26 protein-coding genes are annotated in these 25,537 nt (G+C 73.0%); 15 read left to right on the forward strand and 11 right to left on the reverse strand.

Annotated elements, in window-relative coordinates:
* Positions 1-96 precede the first annotated feature (96 nt).
* Positions 97-915 carry a ribonuclease BN gene (locus AB0424_RS00945; RefSeq protein ID WP_366301154.1) on the forward strand — a complete coding sequence of 273 codons (819 nt, stop codon included), beginning with the start codon at positions 97-99 and terminating at the stop codon, positions 913-915.
* Positions 916-1,085: 170 nt separating this feature from the next.
* On the opposite strand, the gene AB0424_RS00950 is transcribed toward AB0424_RS00945, so the two are convergent.
* Positions 1,086-2,150, reverse strand: a complete 1,065-nt coding sequence (locus AB0424_RS00950) for a substrate-binding domain-containing protein (RefSeq protein WP_366301156.1) — start codon at positions 2,148-2,150, stop codon at positions 1,086-1,088.
* A 541-nt stretch (positions 2,151-2,691) separates the two neighbouring features.
* Here AB0424_RS00950 and AB0424_RS00955 point away from each other — a divergent pair.
* Both AB0424_RS00955 and AB0424_RS00960 read left to right on the forward strand, forming a co-directional pair.
* Complete coding sequence (locus AB0424_RS00955; RefSeq protein WP_366301837.1) at positions 2,692-4,191, forward strand: FUSC family protein; 1,500 nt, start codon at positions 2,692-2,694, stop codon at positions 4,189-4,191.
* A 201-nt stretch (positions 4,192-4,392) separates the two neighbouring features.
* Positions 4,393-5,448: a lactonase family protein gene (locus AB0424_RS00960; protein WP_366301157.1), complete on the forward strand. Its 1,056-nt coding sequence runs from the start codon at positions 4,393-4,395 to the stop codon at positions 5,446-5,448.
* Positions 5,449-5,635: 187 nt separating this feature from the next.
* Here AB0424_RS00960 and AB0424_RS00965 read toward each other — a convergent pair whose 3' ends face one another.
* Together AB0424_RS00965 and AB0424_RS00970 are read right to left on the reverse strand one after the other, a co-directional pair.
* Complete coding sequence (locus AB0424_RS00965) at positions 5,636-6,556, reverse strand: hypothetical protein (RefSeq protein WP_366301159.1); 921 nt, start codon at positions 6,554-6,556, stop codon at positions 5,636-5,638.
* 180 nt (positions 6,557-6,736) lie between these two features.
* Positions 6,737-7,732: a BadF/BadG/BcrA/BcrD ATPase family protein gene (locus AB0424_RS00970; RefSeq protein ID WP_366301161.1), complete on the reverse strand. Its 996-nt coding sequence runs from the start codon at positions 7,730-7,732 to the stop codon at positions 6,737-6,739.
* A 163-nt stretch (positions 7,733-7,895) separates the two neighbouring features.
* Between AB0424_RS00970 and AB0424_RS00975 the strand changes: the two genes are divergently transcribed.
* Both AB0424_RS00975 and AB0424_RS00980 read left to right on the forward strand, forming a co-directional pair.
* Positions 7,896-8,573: a uracil-DNA glycosylase gene (locus tag AB0424_RS00975; protein WP_366301163.1), complete on the forward strand. Its 678-nt coding sequence runs from the start codon at positions 7,896-7,898 to the stop codon at positions 8,571-8,573.
* Positions 8,574-8,586: 13 nt separating this feature from the next.
* Positions 8,587-8,874, forward strand: coding sequence for a hypothetical protein (locus AB0424_RS00980; RefSeq protein WP_366301164.1), 288 nt, complete (start codon positions 8,587-8,589; stop codon positions 8,872-8,874).
* A gap of 43 nt (positions 8,875-8,917) precedes the next feature.
* Here AB0424_RS00980 and AB0424_RS00985 read toward each other — a convergent pair whose 3' ends face one another.
* Positions 8,918-10,000, reverse strand: a complete 1,083-nt coding sequence (locus AB0424_RS00985; protein WP_366301166.1) for an exo-alpha-sialidase — start codon at positions 9,998-10,000, stop codon at positions 8,918-8,920.
* A gap of 154 nt (positions 10,001-10,154) precedes the next feature.
* Positions 10,155-11,237: an NADH:flavin oxidoreductase/NADH oxidase gene (locus AB0424_RS00990; protein WP_366301168.1), complete on the reverse strand. Its 1,083-nt coding sequence runs from the start codon at positions 11,235-11,237 to the stop codon at positions 10,155-10,157.
* Positions 11,238-11,358: 121 nt separating this feature from the next.
* On the opposite strand from AB0424_RS00990, the gene AB0424_RS00995 reads away from it, so the two are divergent.
* Entirely contained in the window at positions 11,359-11,733 is a 375-nt protein-coding gene (locus AB0424_RS00995; protein WP_366301170.1) for a transcriptional regulator, read from the forward strand.
* 42 nt (positions 11,734-11,775) lie between these two features.
* Here the strand turns inward: AB0424_RS00995 and AB0424_RS01000 are convergent, their stop codons facing one another.
* The gene (locus AB0424_RS01000) at positions 11,776-12,426 is read right to left on the reverse strand and encodes a DUF305 domain-containing protein (protein ID WP_366301172.1); all 651 of its coding nucleotides are present in this window, start codon (positions 12,424-12,426) and stop codon (positions 11,776-11,778) included.
* Between the two features lie 281 nt (positions 12,427-12,707).
* On the opposite strand from AB0424_RS01000, the gene AB0424_RS01005 reads away from it, so the two are divergent.
* Complete coding sequence (locus AB0424_RS01005) at positions 12,708-14,129, forward strand: hypothetical protein (RefSeq protein WP_366301839.1); 1,422 nt, start codon at positions 12,708-12,710, stop codon at positions 14,127-14,129.
* Here the strand turns inward: AB0424_RS01005 and AB0424_RS01010 are convergent.
* From AB0424_RS01010 to AB0424_RS01025, 4 genes are all read right to left on the reverse strand, one after another.
* A complete protein-coding gene (locus AB0424_RS01010) occupies positions 14,117-14,779 on the reverse strand; it encodes a helix-turn-helix domain-containing protein (RefSeq protein ID WP_366301173.1) in 663 nt (220 codons plus the stop codon). The two genes, AB0424_RS01005 and AB0424_RS01010, sit on opposite strands and share 13 nt — an antisense overlap.
* 129 nt (positions 14,780-14,908) lie before the next feature.
* Positions 14,909-15,664, reverse strand: a complete 756-nt coding sequence (locus tag AB0424_RS01015; protein WP_366301174.1) for a phosphatase PAP2 family protein — start codon at positions 15,662-15,664, stop codon at positions 14,909-14,911.
* Positions 15,665-15,904: 240 nt separating this feature from the next.
* Positions 15,905-16,840, reverse strand: coding sequence for a M56 family metallopeptidase (locus AB0424_RS01020; RefSeq protein ID WP_366301175.1), 936 nt, complete (start codon positions 16,838-16,840; stop codon positions 15,905-15,907).
* Positions 16,841-16,957: 117 nt separating this feature from the next.
* Positions 16,958-17,524 carry a DUF5134 domain-containing protein gene (locus tag AB0424_RS01025; RefSeq protein WP_366301176.1) on the reverse strand — a complete coding sequence of 189 codons (567 nt, stop codon included), beginning with the start codon at positions 17,522-17,524 and terminating at the stop codon, positions 16,958-16,960.
* A gap of 186 nt (positions 17,525-17,710) precedes the next feature.
* On the opposite strand from AB0424_RS01025, the gene AB0424_RS01030 reads away from it, so the two are divergent.
* The 5 genes from AB0424_RS01030 (at position 17,711) to AB0424_RS01050 (ending at position 22,366) form a co-directional block, all read left to right on the forward strand.
* The gene (locus tag AB0424_RS01030; RefSeq protein WP_366301178.1) at positions 17,711-18,262 is read left to right on the forward strand and encodes a GNAT family N-acetyltransferase; all 552 of its coding nucleotides are present in this window, start codon (positions 17,711-17,713) and stop codon (positions 18,260-18,262) included.
* 156 nt (positions 18,263-18,418) lie between these two features.
* On the forward strand, positions 18,419-19,819 hold the full coding sequence (locus AB0424_RS01035; protein WP_366301179.1) for a DUF6421 family protein: 1,401 nt from the start codon (positions 18,419-18,421) through the stop codon (positions 19,817-19,819).
* 35 nt (positions 19,820-19,854) lie between these two features.
* Positions 19,855-20,616: an SDR family oxidoreductase gene (locus AB0424_RS01040; RefSeq protein WP_366301180.1), complete on the forward strand. Its 762-nt coding sequence runs from the start codon at positions 19,855-19,857 to the stop codon at positions 20,614-20,616.
* Positions 20,613-21,692, forward strand: a complete 1,080-nt coding sequence (locus AB0424_RS01045) for a low specificity L-threonine aldolase (RefSeq protein WP_366301841.1) — start codon at positions 20,613-20,615, stop codon at positions 21,690-21,692. Before AB0424_RS01040 ends, AB0424_RS01045 begins: the two co-directional genes overlap by 4 nt.
* A gap of 77 nt (positions 21,693-21,769) precedes the next feature.
* The gene (locus AB0424_RS01050; protein ID WP_366301182.1) at positions 21,770-22,366 is read left to right on the forward strand and encodes a transglutaminase family protein; all 597 of its coding nucleotides are present in this window, start codon (positions 21,770-21,772) and stop codon (positions 22,364-22,366) included.
* Positions 22,367-22,439: 73 nt separating this feature from the next.
* On the opposite strand, the gene AB0424_RS01055 is transcribed toward AB0424_RS01050, so the two are convergent.
* Positions 22,440-23,162: a lysophospholipid acyltransferase family protein gene (locus tag AB0424_RS01055; protein ID WP_366301183.1), complete on the reverse strand. Its 723-nt coding sequence runs from the start codon at positions 23,160-23,162 to the stop codon at positions 22,440-22,442.
* Between the two features lie 221 nt (positions 23,163-23,383).
* Here AB0424_RS01055 and AB0424_RS01060 point away from each other — a divergent pair, with 221 nt between their 5' ends.
* The 3 genes from AB0424_RS01060 to AB0424_RS01070 all read left to right on the forward strand — a co-directional run bounded on the left by AB0424_RS01060 (position 23,384) and on the right by AB0424_RS01070 (position 25,510).
* On the forward strand, positions 23,384-23,695 hold the full coding sequence (locus AB0424_RS01060; protein ID WP_366301184.1) for a thioredoxin family protein: 312 nt from the start codon (positions 23,384-23,386) through the stop codon (positions 23,693-23,695).
* A 305-nt stretch (positions 23,696-24,000) separates the two neighbouring features.
* On the forward strand, positions 24,001-24,525 hold the full coding sequence (locus AB0424_RS01065; protein WP_366301185.1) for a flavin reductase family protein: 525 nt from the start codon (positions 24,001-24,003) through the stop codon (positions 24,523-24,525).
* Positions 24,526-24,724: 199 nt separating this feature from the next.
* Entirely contained in the window at positions 24,725-25,510 is a 786-nt protein-coding gene (locus AB0424_RS01070; RefSeq protein ID WP_366301187.1) for an electron transfer flavoprotein subunit beta/FixA family protein, read from the forward strand.
* Positions 25,511-25,537 lie beyond the last annotated feature (27 nt).

The raw sequence follows: 25,537 nt of genomic DNA on the forward strand, positions 1-25,537 counted from the left end.
AGGGACGGGCAGTCCCCTGGAGCGCGTCATGGTCGTCGTCCCGAACGCCGTCGTCCTGAGTGCGGTCGTCGCGAGGCCGTCGGGTGCGGCGGCGCGATGAGGGCCGGGCGGACCGCGGGGCGGGGGGCGTGGTTCGGCAGGGCGCGGAGTGCGGTGCGGCGGCTGAGGGCGGGCCATCGCTGGGCGAGGGTGGACGACCTGGAGCTGTGGCCCAGGGCACTGGGGTTCGCGGCGCTGGGGTTCCTCACGCTCGTGCCGTTGCTGCTCGTCGTGTCGGCGGCGGGTGCGGGCAGCGGGCAGGGGTTCGCGCAGTGGCTGGGGGACGGGATCGGGGTGTCGGGTCCGGCCAGGGCGGAGATCGAGCGGCTGTTCGCGCTGCCGGGGCAGGTGCGGCGGACCACGACGGCGTTCGGTCTGGCCCTGCTCGCCGCGTTCGGGCTCTCCTTCGGCACGGTGGTGCAGAGCGGGTACGAGAAGGTCTGGGACCTGGAGCCTTCGCGGTGGTGGGCCCGGTGGCGGCACGCGCTGTGGCTCGCGGTGCTGATCGGGACGCTCTACCTGTTCGCCGTCTCGCCGTTCGGGCGGGACAGCCCCGCCCGCGGCGTCGCCACGCTGGTCAGCGGCGTGCTGTTCTTCTGGTGGTCCCAGCGGCTGCTGCTCGGCGGCCGCGTCGCGTGGCTCGCCCTGCTCCCGGGAGCGGTCTGCACCGCCCTCGGACTGCTCGGCCTGAGGATCTTCTCCCGGCTCGTCTTCTCGCCCCTGATCGCGTCCAGCGCCGTCACCTACGGTCCCTTCGGCGCCTTCCTGGTCATCGAGACCTGGCTCGTCGCCGTCGGTGTCGTGGTCTTCGGGGCCGCGCTGGCCGGCCGGATGATCGGCGACGAGCTGCCCCACCGGTGGAGACGGCGGCGGTAGGGGTCCGGCGGCCGGTCCGCCGCTGACCGGGCCGGTGCCGTACGGACCGGAGTCGTACGGACCGGAGTCGTACGGCACCGGTGTGTACGGCACCGGAGGCGACCGAAGTCGACCGGATCGGCCGCCCGTGCCGTACGGGACGAGGTCCGCAGGCACGGGCAGGGGCGGGGCTACTTGATGCCGAGCTCCGCGCACTCGGAGGCGAGGTCCGCCGTGCAGAGCTCGGCGGCCGTGTAGATGCCGTCCTTGACGACCGTGGTCCGGATGTTGCTCCGGTCGACGACCACGGGGTCGAGGAGGATCGACGGGACGCCGTCGGTGTGGGTCTGGGGACGGATCGGCAGGTCCTTCAGGAGGTCGACGGCGAATTCGGCGGCCTTGGGTGCCAGTTCGAGCGGCGACTTGTAGATCGTGAAGGTCTGGGTGCCGGCGATGATCCGCTGGACGCCCGCGAGCTCGGCGTCCTGGCCGCCCACCGGGATGCCCTTGATGCCCGCGTTCTCCAGCGCGGTGACGATGCCGCCGGCCATGCCGTCGTTGGCGGAGTAGACCGCGTCGATCCTCTTCTTGCCGAGTTTGGCGACGGCGGCGGCCATCTTCTCGCCGGCGATCTTCGGGTCCCACTCGCCGGACGCCTCGTAGGCGATCTTGCCCACCATGCCGTCGAGGGAGATGTGGGCGCCCTTCTTGAAGAGCCCGGCGTTCGGGTCCTTCTCGGCACCGTTGATCATGACGATCCGGGCCGTGGACGCCTTCCGGCCGAGGGCGGAGAGCAGGGCCTCGCCCTGGAGCTCGCCGACCATGCTGTTGTCGTGGCTGACGTAGGCGTCGGCGCCCGCGATCGCGCGGTCGTACGCGACGATCTTCACGCGCTGGGCCTTCGCGCCCTCGACCCAGCCCGCCGCCTTCCCGGCGTCCACCGGGTCGAGGGCGATGACCTTGACGCCGGCGGCGACCAGCTGGTCGAACTGCTGCTTCTGCTTCACCACGTCGCCGACGGCGTTGTTGTACACGACTTCGCATCGGGGGCAGGCGGCCTTGACGGCCTGCTCGAACTGCGGCTTGTCGAGTGCCTCGTAGCGTGAGGTGGTGTTCTCCGGGAGGAGCAGGCCGATCTTCGTCGTGCTGCCCTTGTCCCCGCTCTCCTCGTCGCCGGCCTGGCCACAGGCGGCGAGCGAGAGAGCCATCGAGACCGCGGCCGTCGCTATGACGGCACGACGCGTCCCTGCGTTCATGTGGGTTGCCTCCCTGACGAGGCCGCGACGTTGCGGCCGAGGTGTCCCGAAGTCAACGCGGCCCCGACACTGAGCGTCAAGAAGTAAACACTTAACAGGACGGCAACGATGGCGGTCATTCGTTAAGTGAAGAAGGGTGGCCGATCCTGCCCCTATGGATCCGGCCGAATCGCGACGGTCCGTCCGGCAGGTGCCGGCCCCGGCGTCGAGAGGCCGGCGGCGGCGCGTGGGGGTGACGCCCGCCACGCCGTCGCGGCAAGGGCCCGTCCACGTGGGCCAATGGCTCCGCCCGGTCACTCCCGCGGCCATGGGGCTGGGCCAATGGACCAGCGTTTCGTCCGCCGGTTGAGCCGTCGTACCCCCTTTCGTCTATCCTTGTAGCCATCACATATCTTCGGCGCCGCGCAGCGCCGTCCGGCGACGAGGCCGGACCGGCCCGCGGTGCCTTCGTCGTGTCCGAGCCCCCACCACCCCAGGGGAGACTCGCGCGTCGAGGAACAGATCAAGGGGGGCGGGATTGGCCGCCGTGCGGAAGTACTTCATGGCCCCGGATCCGGGGCTCGTCCGGTTCCGGATCTCGCTTCGCGCCGTCCTCGGCATCGCGCTCGCGGTCGCCCTGGCCGAGCTGTTCGGTCTGTCCCTCGTCGCCTCCATCACCGCCGGCCTGGCCGCGCTGCTGGCCCTCTTCACGGTCGCCGACCCCACCGTGCGGCGCCAGGCCGTGACCACCGCGCTGCTGCCGACCGTCGGCTTCCCCGTGCTCGCCCTCGCGACCCTGCTCCACGACGCGCCGGCGCTCCGCGACCTCACCTGGCTCCTCGTCGTCTTCGCCGGTGTGTACGCCCGGCGCTGGGGGCCCCGCGGTCACGCCCTCGGCATCTTCGCCTTCATGCAGTTCTTCGTGACCCAGTTCCTCCACGCGCTCCCCGCGCAGCTCCCCGAGCTGTACGCGGCCGTGGCCCTGGCGCTGCTCGCCGCCGGAGCCGTCCGCTTCGGCGCCTGGTGCATCGAGCGCCGCGTCCCGCCGCCCGCCGCGCCGGCGCCACTGCCGGGGTCCGGCCTGGCCCGCGCCACCACCCGCCAGGCGGTGCAGGCCACCGCGGCCTGCGCCATCGCGCTCGCCGCCGGTCAGCTGATCTCCCACGACCGCTGGTACTGGGCCGTCGGCACGGCCTGGTGGATCTTCGTCAACACCGCCTCGCGCGGGGAGACGCTCGTCCGGGGCTTCCGCCGCGTCCTCGGCACCGTCACCGGCATCGCCGCCGGGTTCCTGATCGCCGTCCCGCTCGGCGGCGCGCCCGCCCCGACCGCGCTCCTCGTCGCGGTCTGCGTCTTCGGCATCTTCTACACCGCCCCGCTCTCGTACAGCTGGATGATGCTGTTCGTGACCGTCATGGCCGGCCTCCTGTACGGGCTCCTGGGCGTCCTCCACCCGGGCCTGCTGCTCCTGCGCTTCCAGGAGACCGCCGTCGGCGCGATCGGCGCGGCGATCGGCGTCGCCCTGCTGCCGGTGACGACGCACGCCGCCACCAACGCGTGGATCGAGCGGGCCGTGACCTGCGTGCACACCTGCACCACCGCGGCCGCCCGCCGGCTCGCCGGCGACCCCGCCGCCGACCCGGCACCGCACGCCCGCGAGCTGGAGGTGCTCCTGGGCAGGGTCCGGCTCTCCCTCGCCCCCCTGGTGCACCCCCTCAGCCCGCTGCGCGCCCGCAAGGCCCGGGCCCGCCGGGTCCTCGCGCTGCTCGACGACTGCGCGCGGGAGATCAGGGGCCTCGCCGCGGTCGCCGCCGACCGGGACGCCTCGCACGACGCCCGGCTCGCGGCCGCCGCCTGGCGCGTCGAGGCCGCCGTCCACGCCCTCGTTCCTCCGACCCGCCCCCTCCCGGCCGAGGCCACGGCCGCCGCCGACGGCGTCCCGCAGCACCACCCGGGCGCCGAGACCGCCCTCGGTCACCTGCACGGTCTGGAGCAGGCGCTCGTCGACCTCGCGGCCCCGCTCCGCACCTCCCCGCGCGCGCCCCTGGTCCCGGCCGCCTGAGCCGTCGTCTCCGGGGGCCGGGAGGTGTCTTGCCGATCATGCCGGGCTCGACAGGACACCCCCTGGGGCCCACCGACCGGCCCGGCCCCGCAAGCCCCGCCCACCCCACCCGCTTTGGTCTAGACCGCCTGCTACCGTCGCCCCGACGGACGACGACGAGGGCCGGTCGCGCGCGACCGGCCCCGGCACAGGGGAGGCGCCATGGGCGGCAGCGGCACGGAGGCGGTACGGGGCGGGACGCGGGCCTACATCGGCTCGTTCACGTCCGGCGGCGGGCGCGGTGTGCTCGCCGCCGATGTGGACGAGGAGACCGGCGCGCTGACCGTGACCGGGGCGAGCGACGCCGTTCCCGACCCCTCGTTCCTCGCCCTGGCCGGGCCCGTGCTGCACGCCGTCTCCGAGACCCGGGACGGGGCGGTGGCCGCCTTCGACGTCACCGGCCCCGTACCCCTGCCGCTCGGCTCGCCCGTCCCCGTCGGCGGCGCGGCCCCCACGCACCTGGCGCTCGCCGGCGGCCACCTCCTCACCGCCAACTACACCTCCGGCAGCGTCACCGCCCTGCCGCTGGCCGAGGACGGCACCGCGCGCGCCGCCGCGGCGGTCCTGACGCACGAGGGCAGCGGCCCCGTCGCCGACCGCCAGCGCGGCCCGCACGCCCACCAGGTGCTCCCCGACCCCAGCGGCCGCTGGGTCGTCAGCGTCGACCTCGGCACCGACTCCGTCCGGATCTGCGCCCTCGACCCCGTGAGCGGCGCGCTCACCCTGCACGGCGAGACGCGGCTGCGCCCCGGCACCGGCCCCCGCCATCTCGCGTTCCACCCGGCGGGCACGCACGCCTATGTGCTGAACGAGCTGGAGCCCACCCTCACCGTCTGCCGCTGGGACGCCGCGGACGGCGTGCTCGAACCGCTCGGCGAGACGGCCGTGGTCCCCGAGGGCGCCGCCGGGCCGAGCTACCCCTCCGAGGTCGTCGTCGCCCCCGACGGGCGCTTCCTGTGGGTCGCGGTCCGCGGCGACGACACCCTCGCCGTGCTCGCCCTCGACGCGGACGGCGCCTCCGCCGCGCTGGCCACCACCGTGCCCTGCGGCGGCACCTGGCCGCGCGACCTCGCCCTCGCCCCGTCCGGACGGCACCTCTACGCGGCGAACGAGCGCTCCGGCGACGTCACCTGGTTCACCCTCGACCCCGAGAGCGGCGTCCCCGCCCGCGCCGGATCGGTCGAGGCGCCCGCGGCCTCCTGCGTCGTCTTCGGCTGACCGGGTCGGCACCGCGGGGGGTGGCGGGACCTTCCGGACGGGACCACCGGCCCCGACGGGGCCACCGGAGGCGGCGGCGCGGTCCCGACCGGACCACCGGCGGCGGCCGGACACGCGGAAGGGCCCGCACCGGCTGTCCGGTGCGGGCCCTTTCCACGCGCGACGCGACAGGCGCGTCGAGGGGCGTCTAGAGCGACGGGCCCTGCGCCTGCTGCGTCGGGATGCCGAGCGCGGCCGTGTACTGCGAGAGCACGAGCTTGCCGATGGCCGGGTAGGCGCCCAGCGGTTCGGCGGCGGCGCACCCGGCCTCCTTCGACGCCACGTCGAGAAGGCCGTCGGCCAGCTCCGGGCCGATCAGGTGCGGCGCGAGGGCCAGCTGCTCGGCGCCGGCGGCGCGCAGCTGGTCGGCGATGGAGGCGATCGAGCCCTCCTGGTCCAGCGCGGCGGCCATCACCGGCACGGCGAGGCGCGCGGCGAGCAGCATGCCGGTGATCCCGGCGGCCTGCACGGCCTCCTCGCCGCCGACCGTGGCCAGGATGATGCCGTCGGCAGCCGTGGCGACCGTGAACAGCCGGGCGCGGTCGGCGCGCGCCAGACCCGCTTCGGAGAGGCGCACGTGGAGCGCCTCGGCGAGCAGCGGGTGGGGGCCGAGGACGTCGGTCAGCTCGGCGGTGTTGCCGCCGTCCATGACGGCCTGGCGCACCAGGCGCATGTGGGCGCTGTCCGGGCCCGCGAGGAGCGGGACCACGACCGCGGCGGGACCCGCGGGGGCGGCGACCTCGCGGCCGGCGGCCACGGCCAGCTCGTACCGCTGGGTGCGCAGGGCGTCGACCGACGTCAGCACGGAGGCCAGCGAGGGGTACTCGACGTCGTCGCCGTCGAGGAAGCCGATCACGGCCTCCAGACCGGGCAGCTCGGAACGGGCGATGCTCACGACCTCTTCGGCCAGCGAGCGTATGGCGGCGGAAGGCGCGCCGGGAACGGCCAGAACCAGTGCGGGAGCGCCCTCGGGCGCCGCCGCGGGTTCGGGGCGACGGTGCCGCCCGGACTGGCGGGGTCGAGGCATTCGTACAGGCAGGCCGGAAGCAGGCCCAGTGGGGGAGCTCATGGCGCCGCATGCTACTGGTTTCGTCCGCGGCGCCGTCGGCTGAGGTGCCGTCGCGCGCCTTCTGCCCCTGTATGTCCGGTCAGGTCGTCCTTTCCCAGCCGCTCCGCACCCTCATACCGGTCCCCACCTGGGCGGATGCCCCGGGCCGACGCGGCCGCGCCGCGCGCCACCGGGCCTCGCCTACGCCGGTTCGCCGCCGAACAGGCGGAGCAGCGCGGGATCCTCCGGCAGCCGCAGCGTGCCGCCGGCGAGCCCCGCGGCGAGGGCGACGGCCCCGGCGAGCGGGTCCCCCGCGGCGGTCACCGTACGGGCGTGCGGGACCAGCTCCGCGAGCGCGGCCCGCAGCGGGACGAGCAAGGGGTCGCCGAGCCTGAAGAGGCCGCCGGTCAGCGCCACCCGGGCGTCCGGTCCGTCCGGACACACGGCCTCGGCGGCCTCGGCGACGTGCCGTGCGGCCCGTCCGAGGATCCCGGCGGCCACCGGGTCGTCCGCCGCGCACCGTCCCACCTCGGGGGCGAACGACGCGAGCACGGCGGGCCGGTCCGTCCGCGGGTAGAGCGCGCCCGGCAGCCCCGCCGCGGGCCCGAAGAGCTTCTCCGCCCGGGCCAGCAGAGCCTCGGAGCCGCCCCGCCGCCCGTCGTGGGCGCGCATCGCCGCCTCCAGGCCGGCCCGGCCGATCCAGGCGCCGCTGCCGCAGTCGCCGAGGAGATGGCCCCAGCCGTCGGCCCGCCGCCAGGACGCCAGATCCGTGCCGAGCGCGATCATCCCCGTCCCGCCCGCGACGACCGCGCCGGGATGCTGCCCGAGCGCCCCGGCGTACGCGGTGACGGCGTCCGCCGCCAACGCGAGCCGCCGCACCCCCCACGCCCCGGCGAACGCCCCCGGCAGCTCGGCCCGCAGCTCCTCGCCCAGCGTCGCCATGCCCGCGGCTCCGACGGCCACGGCGAGCACCGGGCGCGTTCCGTGCGGCGCCAGGAGCTCCCGCACGGCCGGCAGGACCTGCTCCAGGAAGTGCGCGGCGGAGATCCCGCCGGGCCCGGTCCGCACGGGCTCGCGCGAGGCGACGGTGCCGAGCACCGCGCCGCCCGTCGCGTCGGCCAGCGCGATCCGGAGCCCCGAACCGCCGGAGTCGACACCCACCACCAGGCCCTCGGCGTGTTCGTCCACGGAATCCACGGTGCACCGTCCTCACTGCCGAAGGGTCGGGAGTGCACGGAGTCTAGGGGGTGTCCCGGCCGTGTCCGGAGTGCCGCCCGGTCCGCGGGTGGGCAGTGCCGACTTCCCGACCTCCTCGGTGATCCGGACCCGTTGTCACTGTAGGCCGGTAGAGTGACGGACCGTGACAGCGCGACCCTTGAACGAACTGGTGGAGCCCGGCTGGGCGGAGGCCCTGGGCCCCGTGGCGGGCCGTGTGGCGGCGATGGGCGACTTCCTGCGGGCGGAGATCGCCGCGGGCCGTACGTACCTGCCGTCCGGGCAGAACGTACTGCGGGCCTTCCAGCAGCCCTTCGACGAGGTGCGGGTCCTGATCGTGGGTCAGGACCCCTATCCGACACCGGGCATGGCGATGGGGCTGAGCTTCTCGGTGGCCCCCGAGGTCCGCTCGCTCCCCGGCAGCCTGGAGAACATCTTCCGGGAGCTGCACACCGACCTGGGTCTGCCCCGCCCCTCGAACGGCGACCTGACCCCCTGGACCCGCCAGGGAGTCCTCCTCCTCAACAGGGCGCTGACCACGGCCCCGCGCAAGCCCGCCGCCCACCGGGGCAAGGGCTGGGAAGAGGTGACCGAGCAGGCCATCCGCGCCCTCGCGGCCCGCGGCAAGCCCCTCGTCTCGATCCTCTGGGGCAGCGACGCCCGCCGGGCCCGCCCGCTCCTGGGCGATCTTCCCGCGGTCGAGTCGGTCCACCCCTCCCCGATGTCCGCCGACCGCGGCTTCTTCGGCTCCCGCCCCTTCAGCCGGGCCAACCAACTCCTCCTGGAACAGGGCGCCGAGCCCGTCGACTGGCGCCTGCCCTGACGGTCGCCACCGTGTGCGCAGGAAACAGCCGGTCGTCTTCCTCGGCAACGAAGGCGAGGCGGCGGTCGTCGCCCCGGACCTCGCCGCCTTCCTCCGGCTCCTCGCCGACGGTCTCGGCCCCTGCGAGGCGGCTTCCCCCTACGGACCCGTCACCGACGCCGACTCCCGGCCGCACGAGGACCTGACGGCCGTCGTCCTGCGGTACGCCCCGGACCGCCGGGCGTCGGCACCGGCGGTCATCGCGGCGGCCGCGCGGGAGTTCCCCGACTTCGGGACCACCGTCATTGAGCTGTGCCGCTGAACCGCTCGCGCCGAGAGCGGGATCCGTCCGCGGGGAGCTCCGCTCAGATCACCGCCGCCCGCACGCACAGGACGTCCGGGAGGTGTTCGGCGAGCTGCCGCCAGGTGTCGCCGTCGTCGTCGCTCGCGTACACCTCGCCGTTGCGGTTGCCGAAGTAGACGCCCGCGGGGTCCGCGTCGTCCGTGCAGAGGGCGTCGCGGAGCACGGTGCCGTAGTGGTCGCCCTCGGGGAGGCCGCGGGTGAGGGGTTCCCAGGTGGCTCCCGCGTCGGTGGTGCGGTAGACGCGGCAGCGGTGGTCGGCGGGGACGCGGTCGGAGTCGGCGGTGATGGGGAAGACGTAGGCGGTGTCGGCACGGTGGGGGTGCGCGGCGACGGCGAAGCCGAAGTCGGAGGGGAGGCCGGTGCCGATGTCGGACCAGCTGCCGCCCGCGTCGTCGCTGCGGAAGACGCCCCAGTGGTTCTGGAGGTAGAGCCGGTCGCGGTCGGCGGCGTCCTGGGCGATCTTGTGGACGCACTGCCCGAACTCGGGGTTCGGGTCGGGCAGGAAGACGGCGGACACGCCGTGGTTGGAGGGCTCCCAGGCGGCCCCGCCGTCGTGGGAGCGGAAGACGCCGGCGGTGGAGACGGCGACCGTCAGCGCGTCCGGGTCGCGGGGGTCGGTGACGACGGTGTGGACGGCCTCGCCGCCCCCGCCGGGCACCCACCGGGAGCGGGTCGGGTGCTCCCACAGCGGCCGGACGAGCTCGAAGGACTCCCCGCGGTCCGCCGACCGGAAGAGCGCGGCGGGTTCGGTTCCCGCGTAGACGACGTCGGGGGAGTGGTCGGGGGCCGGGTGGAGCTGCCAGACGCGCTCCAGGGAGGCGCCGGTGTCCTCGGGGAACTTCACGGCGGGCCGGGCCGGCTCCGTCCAGGTCTTGCCGAGGTCGTCGGAGTGGAAGACGGACGGCCCCCAGTGGGAGCTGTCGCCGCCCACGAGCAGGCGCGGGGTGGGCCGCCGGGTGTCGATGGCGACCGAGTAGACCGCCTGGGCGGGGAAGCCGGGATCGTCGAACTCCCATCGTCCGTCGTGCCTGCGGCCGATGAAGAGCCCCTTGCGGGTGCCTACGGTGAGGAGTACGTCGGGCATGTCTGCCACCTCCAGGACGCCGTTGTCGCGGATAGGGGCCAGTCTGCACCCGCCCACTGACAACGGCCCCCGGACACACCCGCCCCCGGTCACGGAGGGTGCGGACGCCTGCCGCGCGCAGGCGGCCGGCGGTCCGGACCGCGTCCCGTCCGGGTCAGATGGCCCAGGCGTAGGGAGAGGGCGCGTGGGTCCGGGCGCCCAGTTCGCGGGCGGCGCGGCGGGGCCAGGAGGCGTCGCGCAGCAGCTCCCGGCCGAGCAGGACCGCGTCGGCCTCGCCGTCGGCGAGGATCCTCTCCGCCTGCCCGCTCTCGGTGATGAGGCCGACGGCGGCCACCGGAAGCCCGGTCTCCGCCTTGACGCGCGCGGCGAAGGGCACCTGGTAGCCGGGGCCCACCGGGATCCGGGCCGGTCCGCCGTTGCCGCCGCTGGAGACGTCGAGGAGGTCCACGCCGTGGTCGCGCAGCAGCGCGGCGAAGCGCACGGTCTCGTCGACCGTCCAGCCTTCCTCCTCCAGCCAGTCGGTGGCGGAGATGCGGAAGAAGACGGGCAGCTCCTCGGGCCACACGGCCCGCACGGCGTCGACGACCTCCAGGGCGAGCCGGGTCCGGTTCTCGAAGGGGCCGCCGTACTCGTCCGTGCGGCGGTTGCTGTGCGGGGAGAGGAACTCGCCGATGAGGTAGCCGTGGGCGCCGTGCACCTCGACGACCTCGAAGCCCGCGTCGAGGGCCCGGCGGGCCGCGTCGGCGAATTGGGCGGTGATCTCCCGGATGCCCTCCGCCGTCAGCTCGGTCGGCACCGGGTAGCCCTCGGCGAACGCCACCGGGCTGGGGCCGACGGGCTGCCAGCCGGGACCGCCCGGTGCGACGGGGCCGCGGCCCTCCCACGGGCGGTCGGTGGACGCCTTGCGGCCGGCGTGGCCGATCTGGATGCCGGGGACGGTGCCGTGCTCCTTGAGGAAGCCGGCGATCCGCCGCAGGCCCTCGGTCTGGGCGTCGTTCCACAGCCCCAGGTCCGCCGGGCTGATCCGGCCCTCGGGTGAGACGGCGGTCGCCTCGACGAGGACGAGCCCGGCGCCGCCGGTGGCACGGGCGGCGTAATGGGCGAAGTGCCAGTCGCCGGCGACACCCGCGAGGGGCCCGGTCGTGTCCGCGGAGTACTGGCACATGGGCGCCATCCAGACCCGGTTGGGCACGGTCAGGGAACGCAGGGTGTAGGGCTCGAACAGGGCGACGCTCATGACGGACTCCGTTTCGGGGTGCCTCGACGACACTCGTACGATACTCATCGTAGTACGGCACCTGTCAAACTACGAGGGTTCTCGTACAATGGGCGCACCCGGATGAAGTGGAGCCGCCGCGATGACGACCACCACCACCAGCGCCCGCGCCCTGGAGCACCCCACGCGCGACGAGATCCGCCTGGAGGCCGTGCTGCACGCGCTCGCGGACCCGGTGCGCCTGCTGATCGTGCGTGACATGGCGCGCGAGGGGGCGGAGTTGAGCTGCTCGTACTTCGACCTCCCGGTCACCAAGTCGACGACGACGCACCACTTCCGGGTGCTGCGCGAGAGCGGCGTGATCCGCCAGATGTACCGCGGCACGGCCAAGCTCAACGCCCTGCGCGGGGACGACCTCGACGCCCTGTTCCCCGGCCTCCTGGACGCCGTCCTGGCGGCGGCCGGCGCCCAGGCGGCCCGCGACGGCGGGAGCGGGGGCGGGGCCGGGGCGTCCTGACCTCCGGACCGCTCGCCCCCCGCGACCCCGCCCCGACGGCTGCTACAGCGACCGCATCCGGTTGATCTCCGAGGTCTGCTGCGCGATCACGTCGTTGGCCATCTCCTCCACGAGGGTGTTGTTCCCCTCGCCCAGAGCCTCCGCCGCCATCGTCACGGCGCCCTGGTGGTGCGTGATCATGAGCTTCAGGAAGAGCGCGTCGAAAGCCTTGCCCTTCGCGTTCGCCAGCTCCTTCAGCTGGGCCTCGGAGGCCATGCCGGGCATCGTGTGATGGTCGTGGCCGCTCTGCTCCCGCGGACCGCCGTTGTTTTTCAGCCAACCTTCCATCGCGCCGATCTCCGGCTGCTGGGCAGCCGAGATCCGCTCGGCCACCTTCTTGACCTGCGGCGAACTCGCCCGCTGCGGGACGAGGGCCGTCATGGTCAGGGCCTGGCGGTGGTGGACGAGCATCATCTGTACATAGCGGAAGTCGGCGCTGTTCGGGCTCTCGTCCGGAAGGAGGCGGGCGGCCTCCTCCGGGGATATCCGCCGGGCCGGTTCCCCGGGCTTCCCGGGCGCCACCACCGTGTTCGCGGTCGACCCCGCGGCCTGCGGCGCGGCCTGGTCCGGCCCCGACTCGCAGGCGGCCAGGGCGAGTACGGCGACGGCGGACACGAGTGCGGCGACGGCAGCACGCTGACGACGGATCAACAACGCGACCTCCAGGTGTTCTTACGGGGACAAGGACCGTTCCTAGCACTTTTCTCGGGGTGGTCGATCAAAATCCTTCATTACGTCTGTGTTGCCATCTGTTGAGATGTGCACGGCAAGGAAGATACTGCCGGGGTCCAACACCCGTTCAGGACTGAACGGATACCAGGGAGGACGGAGTGACTTCGTTGCGTACCCCGCGTACGACGCACGGCACGCGTGACCCGCGTGCACGGATCAGACGCCTGGGCGTGGCATCGGCCGCCGCCGGACTGCTCGCCGCCATGCTCGTGGCAGGCCCCGCGGCCGCCACGCCCGACCCCGGTGACGCGCCCGCGCAGGGCAAGGTCTCCGCCGAGCAGGCGGCCGAGGCGCGCTCCGCCATCCGGAGCGGCGAGATACCCGGCGTGGACGAGATCGTCCACAGCAAGAACATCGAGCACCTCGTCAACATCCCGAAGGACGCCCTCCAGGGCATCAACTCGGACCTCGCGTTCCAGGGCAAGTACGCCTTCGCCGGCAACTACGACGGCTTCCGGATCTTCGACATCAGCAACCCGAAGGCCCCGAAGACCGTCGCCCAGGTCCTCTGCCCGGGCTCCCAGAACGACATCTCCGTCTCCGGGGACCTGCTCTTCCTCTCCACGGACTCCTCCCGAAGCGACAACTCCTGCGCCAGCACCACGCAGCCCGCCTCGGTGAAGGAATCCTGGGAGGGCATGAAGATCTTCGACATCAGCGACATCACCAACCCGAAGTACGTCGCCGCCGTCGAGACCGCCTGCGGTTCGCACACCCACACGATCCTGCCGAAGCGCAAGGACGTGTACATCTACGTCTCCTCGTACTCGCCCAACGTCGCGTTCCCCGACTGCCAGCCCCCGCACGACGGCATCTCGGTCATCAAGGTGCCCCGCAAGGCGCCGGAGAAGGCCGCGGTCGTCGACTTCCCCGTCCTCTTCCCGGGCGAGGGCCCGGACGGCGGCGGAAACCCGGGCGCGCCCACCAACCCGGGTGTCTCCAAGACCACCGGCTGCCACGACATCACCGTGCTCCCGGAGAAGGACCTCGCGGCCGGCGCGTGCATGGGTGACGGCATCCTCTTCGACATCGAGGACCCCGAGCACCCGCGCGTGATCGACCGGGTCCAGGACAATGTGAACTTCGCGTTCTGGCACTCCGCGACCTTCAACCAGAAGGCGAACAAGGTCGTCTTCACCGACGAGCTCGGCGGCGGCGGCGCGGCCACCTGCAACGCCGTGGTCGGCCCGAACCGCGGTGCCGACGGCATCTACGACATCGTCGGCAAGGGCAAGCACCGCAAGCTCGTCTTCCGCAGCTACTTCAAGATCCCGCGCCACCAGGCCGACACCGAGAACTGCGTCGCCCACAACGGCTCGCTGATCCCGGTCAAGGGCAAGGACATCATGGTCCAGGCGTGGTACCAGGGCGGTGTCTCCGTCTGGGACTTCACCGACTCCTCCCGCCCGACGGAGATCGCCTACTTCGAGCGCGGCCCGGTCTCCGCGACCACCCTCGCCACCGGCGGCTCGTGGTCCGCGTACTACTACAACGGCTACATCTACTCCAACGACATCGCCAAGGGCTTCGACGTCCTCAAGATCTCCGACCGTCGAACCGACCCCGCGAAGCGCATCCGGCTGGACGAGCTCAACGTCCAGACCCAGCCGGACTACTTCGACTGACCCGGACCGTGAGGGCCCGCTGACGGCCCGAGCGCCGGCGTGCCGCCGGGCGGACCTCCGTCCGGCGGCACACCCATCTCCCAGTCCAGCCCGTACCGGTGGAACAGCTCCGCCCGCAGCCGCGCCAGGGGCATCGGGGCCCCCGGCAGAAGCACCGCCACCACGGCGCCCATCAGCAGCGCGCGCAGCAGCGGATAGTCCGTGTCGACGTCCGGCGAGCCGTACCGCGTGACCGTGTCCCGCAGCAGGAACGCGAGGCGCTGCTGCTCCTGGCACTGCACGAACCCGTCGGCCTGCAGGATGCCCGCCATGTGGGTCCGCATCAGCGTCGGCCGCGTCGCCGCCAGGCCCAGGATCGCGTCGATCGCGCGGGCCAGCCGCTCGCGCCCGTCCTCCGTGCGCGGCTCGCGTTCGAGCCCCGCCTCCAGCGTGAGGTGCATCAGCCGGTGCACCGCCGCCTGCAGCAGCTCGCGCTTGCCCGGGAAGTAGTACGAGATGAGGCCGCGCGCCGTGCCGGCCCGCTCCGCTATGTCGCCGAGCGTGGTCGCCTCGTAGCCCTTCGTGCCGACCAGGTCCACCGTGGCCTGCAGAATGCGCTCCCGGGACCGTCGTCTGAGCTCTTCATTGACCGATGGGCTACGCGGGGACATGCTGGGCTCCTGCGTTGACTGGCTGCCAGCCAATATACTCGGCGCAGCCGGTCGGCCCGCCTGTGTGGTGGGCTGTCGGGCATGCCGTCTGTTCTGGGCGACACGGGGGATCGTCCAGAACAGGCGGCATCATTTCCTCCCCTCCGTTCCGAGCCCGTCCGCCGGGCCGCCGGGCGGGTCCTCGCCGGGCGGCCTGCTGCCGCCGGTGGCCCTTCCGGGCGCACCGCCGCCGGACGGCCCGTTCCCCGCCGCGGCCCGCGTCGTCCGGGTCTCGCTCCACCGGTACGTGAGGACGGCCGCGGCCACGCAGCACCAGCCGAGGAGCCATCCCTCGACGACGTCCGAGGGCCAGTGCACCCCCAGGTAGACCCGCGTCCATCCGACGCCGAGGACCGAGACGACCGCGGCGCCCGCGATGACGCCCCAGCCGCGCCACTCGGCCCGCCAGTGGAGCGCCAGCACCCAGAGGACCAGTCCGCAGGTCACCGTCGCCGCCATCGCGTGCCCGGACGGGAAGGCGGCGTAGCGTGCCGAGTCGACCGGGACGGTCCACTCCGGCCGCTCGCGGCCCACCAGCGCCTTCATCCCCTGCTGGAGGCCGACGGCCACCAGGGTCGTGACCGCCACCCACAGGGCGAGCCGGAACGCGCGCCGGGAGCAGAGCAGGACCACGGTGGCGGCGGCCACCGCGCGCATCGTCCACGGGTCCCACACCCAGTCGGTGAGCACCCGGTTGAGGTGGGTGAACCCCGGGTGGGCGAGGGCGCTTCGGTGCAGCGTGGTGGCGACCGACCGGTCGAACGCGAGCAGCGGTGGCCACTCCGTCGCGACGAGGGCGAGCAGCAGGACGGACAGGGCGCCGGAGACCACGGCGGAGGTGCGCATGCGCCGATCCTGCCCGACGGACCGGCTCCACGGACCCTCCGCGCACGCCCCGCGCGCCGCGGAACGGCCGCCCGGACGCGGAGCCGTGGGGTCGAACGCCGTCCGGAGTGCCTCCGCAGGCGCGTGGGGCGTGCCCGGAAGGCCCGAGGGAACCCGCGGCGGTCAGGTCGCCGGGGAGCGTCCCGTCGATCAGACGCGGTGCCGGCCGTCGCGAGCCCGGCCCGATCGACACGACATCCCCTAGCCCAGCGCGCTGAGCGCCGGCACGAACGCGACGAGCACCGGGACGACGGGGACCAGGGAGGCGGCGGCGGTGAGGCGCAGGCGGCGTCCGGCGGTGAGCCGGGGCGCGGCCGTCAGCAGCCGGTTCACGCGCTGCGGCAGATCGCCGTCCGGGCCGGGTCCGGGGCCGAACACCCCGCGGTCCTCGTTGAGTTCGACGAGGGCGAGCGCGATGGTCAGGCGGCCGAAGCGGCGCGAGGCGACGTCGTCGGCGGCCAGTTCGACCAGCCGGTGCATCTCCTCGCGGAAGGAGGTGAAGACCGGGATCCCGGGAAACCCCTCGGCGAGCGCGGCCGAGCAGTGCAGCAGCCAGTCGTGCCGGGCCCGCGCGTGGCCCTGTTCGTGGGCGAGGACCGCGTCGAGCTGCCGCCCCTTCAGCCGCCGCAGCGCCGCGGTGGTGATGACCAGCCGGGGCGTGGTGCCCGGCAGCCACCAGACGTCGGCCCGTTCGCCCTCCAGGACCACGAGCCGTTCGCTGCCCGGCTCCTCGCCGGGCAGCAGCGGGGAGCGGACGAGGAGGTCGCAGCGGCGCTGCCGGCGCCGCGCGCGGGCCCGGCCGATCTCCCGGCCCAGCATCGCGCCGGACCACGCCCCGCCGGCCGCCAGGGCGACGGCGAGGACGCCGGACCAGGGCCCGGTGGTGCCGAGTTCGTACGCGTCGACCACCGCGCGCGGCGCGGGGGCGAAGAGCCGGCCCCGGACGGCCTGCCAGGCGGTGGAGGCGCTGAGCGTCATGGAGAGGGCGAAACTGAGGAGTACGGCCGCCACCACGCACTGCCACACCCACAGGGCCACCACGGGTTCTCGCTCCGCCCAGTCGGCCCGCGAGAGCAGCCGAGGGGCCGCCAGGGCGGTCAGGACGCCGAGCAGGAGCAGTGCGAGGGAGACCCACATGCCGTCAGCCTATGAGTGCGGTACGGCCGGGGGTATGGCCTGGCGGGGCAAGTGACGTACGCCACGGTTTCGTTGGGGGTACGCCCCGACGTGCCCGGCCCTCAGGGGCGTTTGCGGTCAGAGCGTGACGAGCATGGCCAGGGTCGCGAGGGCCATCGCGAGCCGGCAGGCGAGCGTGAACTCCGGCCGCGCCGCCCATGCCCGGACCGGAACGCCGCCGACGGCCGCTCCCGGGACGAGCCGGGTTCCCGCGCGCAGCACGTAGGCCGCGTAGTAGAGGAGCAGGGCGCCCGTCAGGACGGGTATGCCGCCGGCCGGTCCCGTCACGGCCGCGTGCGCCGCGTGCGCCCCCGGCGCGCCGGGGGCAGCCATCGCCACCGCCATGTAGAGCATGGCGAGCGAGCCGATCACGTGGTGCAGATGGTGGCCGCCGCGGCGGAGCGGCAGGAGGCCGTGCAGGGTCGCGCCGCCGAAGACCGCCGCGTAGACCGCCCAGCTCCAGCCGGGTGGCGGGAGGACGGCCGCGGGCACGGCCATGGCGGCCATCCCGAAGCCCATGACCGCCTCGCCGCGCGCGGCCCGCCGCTCCTCCCCGGCGGACGCCCGCATCCGGAGCAGACAGGACAGGCCGGTCGCCGCGCAGAGCGCGACCAGCAGCCACCCGGACAAGGCCGGTCCGTGCACGGAACACCTCCCCCTCGACGCCGTCCCGTCCGGGGAGGATGCCCGCCCACCGGGACCGGCACGCGGGCGCACGGGCGCGCACGGATGTACGAGGGGGAGTGAAGGGCGCGCGCGTTAGGCTCGGGACGATCGCGCACGGCGATCGTCAGCGCACAGGCGTCAGCGCCCGAGGGGAGTCCCGCTCACATGGAGACCGCCACGTCCCAGGAGTCCGGCCGGATCAGCTATCGAGAGGCGGTCCTGGACGACGTTCCCGCGCTCGTCCCGCTCGTCGAGTCGGCCTACCGGGGTGACGCCAGCCGCGGCGGCTGGACCACGGAGGCGGACATCCTCCAGGGGCAGCGGACCGACCCCGACGGCGTGGCCGCCGTCATCACCACCCCCGGCAGCCGGCTGCTGGTCGTGGAGCGCGACGGGGGCGTCGTCGCCTGCTGCCAGCTGGAGCACCGCGGCGAGGCCGCGTACTTCGGCATGTTCGCGGTCCGCCCCGAGCTCCAGGGCGGCGGTCTGGGCAAGCAGATCATCGCGGAGGCCGAGCGCCGGGTGCGCGAGCTGTGGGACGTCCGCGAGATGCACATGACGGTGATCTCCGTACGCGAGGAGCTCATCGCCTGGTACGAGCGGCGCGGCTACCGGCGCACCGGCCGGATGACCCCGTTCCCGTACGGCGACGAGCGCTTCGGCGTGCCGCAGCGTGACGACCTGGAGTTCGAGCTGCTGATCAAGCCACTGGACTGATCCCTGCGGCGGAAGCGTGGCCTCCTCCCTGCCTGACAGGAAAAACTTCCGTCGGCAGGGGGGTCCGGCAGGATAATTTCTCTTGCTCCCCTTGTGGTGAAGAACCGTGAATGGTTACGGTGGCTTGACGCGAGGTTCTCCTGTGGAGGAAGAGGAATGACGGAAATTCTTGTGCAGGACGTGACCGGTGGGGGCATAGCCGCCGACGCCCGGGTGATCGACCACCCTGCCTGGCCCGAGCTCAAGAATGCCGTGGAGGAGATCAGGGCCTGGCAGCGCGCCGACGGCTCCGTCGACCTCGACGGCGAGGGCGCGCCCGCGCGCTCCCTCGTCGAGCTGACCGTCGGCCGCGTCGTCGCCGCGGTGGAGCTGCTCTCCCCGCTGGTCCCGCACGACGGCGCCTACCACCGCGCGCTCGTCTCCGACCTGCGCAAGTGGGCCGAGGGCGGCTTCGAGGTCCCGGACTTCCTGGACTCGCTGCTGGCCTTCCAGCCGGCCGCCGACCGCGTCGACGGGCTCCAGCACCTCGTGCTCTTCCCGATGTACACGCAGAACGGCAACCCGGACCGCAACTTCGAGGCCGTCGTGCTGCGCATGGTCTGGCCGGAGTGGCTCTCCGAGCTGGAGCGCACCCGCTACGACAACCCGCTCTTCTGCGGCATCACCTTCGAGGACTTCACCGCCGGGTACGACACCAACTCGGCCGTCCTCTTCCCCGAGACGATCGCCGTCCGCGAGGCGCCCGAGCGCTTCAGCTGGGGCGGCATCTTCTGCGACCGCGAGGCCGCCCGCTTCCGCAAGGTCACCGAGGCCGCCGTCGACACCCTGGGCATCAAGCTGCCCGAGGACATCGCCGCGATGGTCGAGGACCAGACCCGCTGCGAGCAGGCGTTCGTGCTCTGGGACATGGTCCACGACCGCACCCACAGCCACGGCGACCTGCCCTTCGACCCCTTCATGATCAAGCAGCGCCAGCCGTTCTGGATGTACGGCCTGGAGGAGCTCCGCTGCGACCTCACCGCCTTCAAGGAGGCCGTGAAGCTGGAGTCCGAGGGCAACCCGCACGGCCGTGACGTGCAGTACGCCGTCCTCTTCGACCGGATGTTCCGCTTCCCGCTCTCCGGCGACCGCGTCCGCAACTACGACGGTCTCGGCGGCCAGCTCCTCTTCGCGTACCTCCACAAGCACGACGTGGTCCGCTGGACGGACAACACCCTCAAGATCGACTGGCAGCGCGCCCCGCAGGTCACCAACCAGCTCTGCGCCGAGATCGAGACCCTCTACCGCGAGGGAATCGACCGGCCCAAGCTCGTCCACTGGTTCAAGGCGTACGAGCTCGTCTCCACCTACCTCGCCCCGCACCCGGGATCGAAGTGGGCCAAGGGTCCCGACGCCCTGGACCTCTCCCTCCCGCCGCGCAAGCTGGTCGACGACGTGCTTCCGGACGAGTTTCCGCTCAGCATGTTCTTTGAGGCCCTCGCCAAGAAGCTGAAGGGCGTGATCGCCGACACCAAGGGGATCACCGCCGCCGACGTCTCTGGGCGGGTCGCCGCGTGAGCGAGTCGACGGAGCACACGGAGGAGGCGTCGCCCATGAACGCCAACGGAAACGGCGGGCCGCTGGACGGCGCCGTCATCGCGGTCGCCGGCGCGGCCGGTCCCGCGGGCCGCGCGACCCTGATCCGCCTCGCCGAGGCCGGCGCCACCGTCGTCGGCTCCGACGCGGACCCGGCACGCCTCGCCGAGGCCGTCGACGCCGCCCGCTACGCCCACGGCGGGGCCAAGGTCATCGGGGACACCGTCGACCTCCTCGACCTCGCCGCCACGCGTGACTGGGCCGCGAAGACCGAGAAGGAATTCGGCCGGATCGACGGCGTGGTCCACCTCGTCGGCGGCTGGCGCGGAGCCCCGTCCTTCACCGAGTCCGACCTCGGGGACTGGGACTTCCTGGAGAAGCTCCTGATCCGCACGGTCCAGCACACCTCGCTCGCCTTCCACGACGGACTGCTGCGCAGCGGCGGCCGTGGCCGCTACGCCCTGGTCAGCCAGGTCGGCGCCCACAAGCCGCTCGCCAACAACGCCGCGTACAACGCCGGCAAGGCGGCCGCCGAGGCGTGGACGCTCGCCATGGCCGACTCCTTCCGCAAGCTGGGGGGCGACGAAGGCCCGCAGGCGGCGGCTGCGATCCTGGTGATCAAGGCGCTGGTGCACGACGCCATGCGCGCCGAGCGCCCCAGCGCGAAGTTCGCGGGCTTCACCGACGTCAAGGATCTGGCCGACGAGATCGCCGGTCTGTGGGACAAGCCCGCCCAGGAAGTGAATGGACAGCGTCTGTGGCTGACCCCCAAGCCGTGACAGCGGCCCTCGGCCCCAGGACCGACGCACGTCGTCACCACGACCCGTCGGTCCGGGGCTTCGCCAGCGACAACTACGCCGGCGCCCACCCGGAGGTGCTCGCCGCACTCGCCCTCGCCAACGACGGCCATCAGGTCGCCTACGGCGAGGACGCGTACACCGACCACCTCCAGCGGATCATGCACAGCCACTTCGGCCCCACGGCCGAGGCGTTCCCGGTCTTCAACGGCACCGGCGCGAACGTGACCGCCCTCCAGGCGCTCACCGACCGCTGGGGCGCCGTGATCTGCGCCGAGTCCGCCCACATCAACGTGGACGAGGGCGGCGCGCCGGAGCGGATGGGCGGCCTCAAGCTGCTCACCGTGCCGACCCCGGACGGCAAGCTCACGCCCGAGCTGATCGACCGGCAGGCATGGGGCTGGGAGGACGAGCACCGCGCGATGCCGCAGGTCGTCTCGATCACCCAGAACACCGAGCTGGGCACGGTCTACACGGTCGAGGAGATCCGGGCGATCGTCGAGCACGCCCACTCCAAGGGCATGAAGGTGCATCTCGACGGGGCGCGGATCGCCAACGCGGCCGCCTCCCTCGACGTGCCGATGCGCGCCTTCACCAACGCCGTGGGCGTGGACGTGATCTCGTACGGAGGCACGAAGAACGGCATGCTCTTCGGCGAGGCCGTCGTCGTGCTCAACCCCGATGCGGTCAGCCACATGAAGCACCTGCGCAAGCTGTCCATGCAGCTCGCCTCGAAGATGCGCTTCGTCTCGGTGCAGCTGGAGGCGCTCCTCGCGAAGGACCTGTGGCTGCGCAACGCCCGGCACGCGAACGCGATGGCGCGGCGTCTCGCGGCCGGGGTGCGCGAGGTCGACGGGGTGGAGATCCTCTACCCGGTGCAGGCCAACGCGGTCTTCGCCCGGCTGTCGCACGACGTCACCAGGCGTCTGCAGGAACGCTTCCGATTCTACTTCTGGGACGAGGCCGCCGGCGACGTGCGCTGGATGTGCGCCTTCGACACCACGGAGGACGACGTCGACGCCTTCCTCCAGGCGCTGAAGGAAGAGCTCGCCCGGTAGTTCGACGTCATGCATGAATATACGGCCGGACGGAAAGTCATTGACTCCGTCCGGCCGTCTTCATAGGGTCGTCCCGCATGGAACTCATTCAGCGGGATCCCGACATCGCCGCCTACCTCGCCGCGAGCGAGTCCGTCGATCATGCGCACCCGCAGGTCAGGAGCGTGTCCGACCGGCTCTCCGCGGAGCATCCCGACGCATACTCATACGCAGAGGCGGCCTATGTGTTCGTCCGCGACACCATCCCGCACTCCGCGGACTCCGGCGACCTCCGGGTCACCTGGCGCGCCTCCGACGTCCTGGGGCAGCGCACCGGCATCTGCTACGCCAAGTCGATCGCGTACGCCGCCCTCCTGCGGGCCCGGGGCATCCCGGCCGCCCTCTGCTACCAGCGGCTCGCCGACGACGACGGCTCGCACCCCGTCCTCCACGGCCTCGTCGCCGTCCTGCTGCCGGGAGGGGAATGGGCCCGCCAGGACGTGCGGGGGAACAAACCGGGCGTCGACGCCCGGTTCTCGCCGGCGGGGGAGCGGCTCGCCTGGGCCGTGCGTCCGGAGTTCGGGGAGGTGGACTACCCGGACCTGTTCGCCGAGCCGCACCCGGCCGTCCTGGGAGCCCTCAGGGCCGCGCCCGACCGGGCCCACCTCTGGCGGACCCTCCCCACGGAGCTGTGACCCCCGGAGCCGTGACCCCCGGAACGGTGACCCCGGGAGCCGCGGCGCCGGGGGTGCCGTGGGAGCGGTCGGGTCAGCCCGCTTCCTTGACCTGGGCCGGCGTCGGGGCCGTACCGCCGAGGTGGGCGGGGATCCACCAGGTGTCGTCCGCGTCCTTGGGGCGGACCGGGTAGGCGCGCTGAGCGGCTTCCAGGAGCTCCTGGACCCGCTCGCGCAGCCGTCGGGTGATGGCGCCCGCGTACTGGTCGGCCGGCGCCTCGACGGGCTCGCCCACCCGGATCGTCACCGGGATGTGGCTCCGCTTGAAGTTCCGCGGGCGGCCCTTGGTCCACAGTCGCTGGGTGCCCCACAGGGCCATGGGGATCAGCGGCACCCCCGCCTCCTGCGCCAGGCGCGCCGCGCCCGTCTTGAAGCCCTTCAGCGTGAACGACTGGGAGATGGTGGCCTCGGGGAAGACGCCGACGATCTCGCCGGCCCGCAGCGACTCCAGGGCGTGGCGGTAGGCGTGCTCGCCCTGGGAGCGGTCGACGGGGATGTGCTTCATGCCACGCATGAGCGGGCCGGAGACCTTGTGCCGGAAGACCGAGTCCTTCGCCATGAAGCGCACCAGGCGCTTCTGCGGCAGGGCCGCGAGGCCGGTGAAGATGAAGTCCAGATAGCTGATGTGGTTGCTCACCAGCACGGCGCCGCCGGTGCGCGGGATGTGCTCCGAACCCTGGGTGTCGATCTTCAGGTCGAGCGCCTTGAACAGGGTGAGCGCGGCACCGACGACCGGTCGATAGACGAGTTCTGCCATCGGAGAGGAACCTCTTCTTCGTGTGCCCGGAGCGGGTTCTCCCGGCGAAGTTACGCGGCCGTAGGTTTTCGGCTTTGGGCAGATCGTGCCCCATGTGGGGCCCCGTGACCAGTCCAGGCGGCTTCGCACGGGGAGATTCTCGTCACTCGCGGTGGCCGTGGCGGGAATCGAACGGTGCCGTGCGACGCTGGAGCCGGAGACGGGTGCGGAAGGAGTGACGGATGGGCGAGATCCTGGGGCCGGAGGCGCTCGGCGCCGAACTGGGGGAGCGGGCCACGCTCGTGCAGTTCTCCACCGCCTTCTGTCAGCCCTGCCGGGCCACCCGCCGCACCCTCGCCGAGGTCGCCGCCATGGTGCCGGGCGTGGGGCACGTGGAGATCGACGCCGAGGAGCGCCTCGATCTCGTGCGTGAGCTGGGCATCTCCCGTACCCCGACCGTCCTCGTCCTCGACGGAGCGGGCCGTGTGGTCCGCCGGGCCGCGGGGCAGCCCCGTCGCGCGGACGTCATCGCCGCGCTGGGGCAGGCGGTCTGACGCTCCGCCACGCCGGTGCGCGCGAGGGCATCGCCGAGGGGTGCTCGGACCTGACGGATCCGGGGGTCGCGACAGGTGCTCGGGAACCCTTGAACATGACGCATCCCGTGCGGTGACGCTTCTCCCATATTGCGGTACACGCTTGACTGCACCCCGCAACGATCGTCACCCTGACGGAGTGCCCCTAGAACTCCTTCTCTACGGCCGCGTCCACGTGGACCTGGCCCGCAACGCGAGCGCGCGCTGTCCGGGTGTCTGAACACCCCACGACTCCTCTCATGCCGCCCTCGCAGAAGGACAATTCCATGACGGTTTCGCCCGAGCTCCGTTCCGTTCCCACGATCGGCGCACCCCGGCAGGCATCTCCCGATCTGCTCCGCTCCGTCTTCCGCCGCCACGCCGCCGGTGTGGCCGTGATCACCGCGCACGGCGAGCGCCCCGTCGGCTTCACCGCGACCTCGCTGAACTCCGTCGCCGCCGAACCCCCGCTGGTCTCCTTCGGCGTGGGCACCTCCTCCTCCAGCTGGCCGGTGCTGGCCGAGGCCGAGTTCATCGGCGTGCACATACTCGGCGAACACCAGCAGGAGCTCGCCTCCACCTTCGCCCGCAGCGGCGCCGACCGGTTCGGCGAGGACACCCGCTGGAGCGTGGGCCCCGAGGGCGTGCCGGTGCTCGACGGCGTCCTGGCCTGGCTGGTGTGCCGCGTGGTGGCCCGCGTGCCGGCCGGTGACCACCGGATCGTCATCGCGCAGGCGGTCGCGGGCGACCCGGACGGGGCGGGTCGGCCCCTCCTCTACCACCACGGCCGCTTCAACGCGCTGCGCGACTGAGGGTTCCCGTACGCGCCGCTCTCCGCGCGTTGGGCAGATCACACGCCTGAGCGCTTGCTTACTGGTAACAAACTGGGTGTACTGACGAGTAATATTCCGGTGGGGGCGTCCGGCGCCCCGACCGGAAACCCGCCCTTCAGGCGCCTATGCTGCGAGCAACAAGGCAGCCCAGTTATGACGATGCAGTAGGAGAGCCGGCGTGAGCTTGAGGATCGTTGTCTGTGTGAAGTACGTGCCCGACGCGACCGGAGACCGGAAGTTCGCCGACGACCTGACGGTCGACCGCGACGACGTCGACGGCCTGCTGTCGGAGCTCGACGAGTACGCGGTGGAGCAGGCCCTGCAGATCGCCGAGGAGGCGGACGACGCCGAGGTCACCGTGCTCACGGTCGGCCCCGAGGACGCCAAGGACGCGCTCCGCAAGGCGCTCTCCATGGGTGCGGACAAGGCCGTCCACGTCGAGGACGACGACCTGCACGGCACCGACGTCATGGGCACCTCGCTCGTGCTCGCCAAGGCGATCGAGAAGACCGGCTACGACGTCGTCATCGCCGGCATGGCCTCCACCGACGGCACCATGGGTGTCCTCCCGGCCATCCTCGCGGAGCGCCTGGGCGTCCCGCAGGTCACCCTGCTCTCCGAGGTCAAGATCGAGGACGGCAAGGTCACCGGCCGCCGTGACGGCGACTCCGCCTCCGAGCAGCTGGAGGCGTCCCTCCCGGCCGTCGTGTCCGTGACCGACCAGTCGGGCGAGGCGCGCTACCCGTCCTTCAAGGGCATCATGGCCGCCAAGAAGAAGCCGGTGGAGTCCCTGGAGCTGGACGACCTGGACATCGACGCGGACGAGGTCGGCCTCGCCGGCGCCTGGACCGCCGTCGACTCCGCCGCCGAGCGCCCGGCGCGCACCGCGGGCACGATCGTCAAGGACGAGGGCGAGGGCGGCAAGCAGCTCGCCGAGTTCCTCGTGAGCCAGAAGTTCATCTAAGGCTCGCGCGAGCCCCTCAGACCGTCC

The organism is Streptomyces sp. NPDC051180 (assembly GCF_040689545.1).
GTDB lineage: Bacteria > Actinomycetota > Actinomycetes > Streptomycetales > Streptomycetaceae > Streptomyces.